The 984-nt window shown below is 69.6% G+C and carries 1 protein-coding gene; it reads right to left on the bottom strand.

Going from position 1 to position 984, the window contains the following annotated elements:
• Positions 1–805 (bottom strand): undecaprenyl-diphosphate phosphatase (locus RJ03_RS27340; protein WP_036507537.1); only part of this gene is annotated, 805 nt, incomplete at its 3' end.
• Positions 806–984 lie beyond the last annotated feature (179 nt).

Here is a 984-nt window from a genome sequence, read left to right as displayed (position 1 = left end):
GACCGTGGATTCCGGCGGCCTCCGGACCGGCCAGTTCCGGCAGTTTCAGCACGCCGGCGGCCAGGATCACCGGGGTGGCGAGCAGGAAGGCGAATTTCGCGGTGTCCTCGTGGTCGAGTCCGCGCAGCAGACCACCGACCATCGTCAGGCCGGAGCGGCTGAATCCGGCCAGCAGCGCACCGGATTGGGCCAGGCCGATGCCGAGGGCATCCTTGACCGACAGCGCCGCCAGCCGCTCGTCGGAGGGGACCTCGAGATCCTCCTGGAGCGCCACGCCACGCGCCTGCGCGTCGGCGCGGGCCTCGTCCGCGGCGAAGCGGCGACCGTATTCGGCCAGCGAGGGTGCGTTGCGCCGCCGCAGGCCCTCGCCGACGATCAGCACCACACCGTTGAGGGTGAGGAAGATGCTCGCGTAGATCGGCGTCGCGAACATCGTGCGCAGCGGATGTTCCAGCAGCAGCCCCAGCACACCCACGGGGATGGTCGCCAGCACGATCAGCCAGGCCAGCCGCTGCGACGAGGTCTCGATGCGCCGGGTGCGCAGCGTGGTCACGAAGCCGACGATGATGTCGCGCCAATCCCGCCAGTAATAGCCCAGCAGCGCGATCGCGGTCGCCACGTGCAAGGCGACCACGAAGGCCAGGTACGGGGTGCCGTTCTCGGAGTCGCCCTCGGTGACCAGTTTCTCCCAGCTGCCGCCCAGCCAGGCCGGCACCAGCACGGAATGGCCCAGGCTGGAGATGGGGAACAATTCGGTGACGCCCTGCAGCGCGCCGATCACGATGGCTTGGAAATAGGTGAGCATCGCCGCTTAGTCTTACACGACGGCCGGCTCAGTTCCGCGCGCCCGGCAGGGCGGTCGCGGTGGCTGCCTCGACGGTTCCTTCCTCGACGTGGATCGGTAACCGCGCATACACCTGGAAGCCACCTTCGGAGCGCGGGCCGGCGGCCAGCATGCCGCCGATGGATTCCGCCCGGGCCCGC

This window comes from Nocardia aobensis NBRC 100429 (genome assembly GCF_000308375.1).
Classification (GTDB): domain Bacteria; phylum Actinomycetota; class Actinomycetes; order Mycobacteriales; family Mycobacteriaceae; genus Nocardia; species Nocardia aobensis.
The sequence above is the reverse complement of the archived record's forward strand: the minus strand, read 5'-3'. Positions and strand labels throughout refer to the sequence as shown.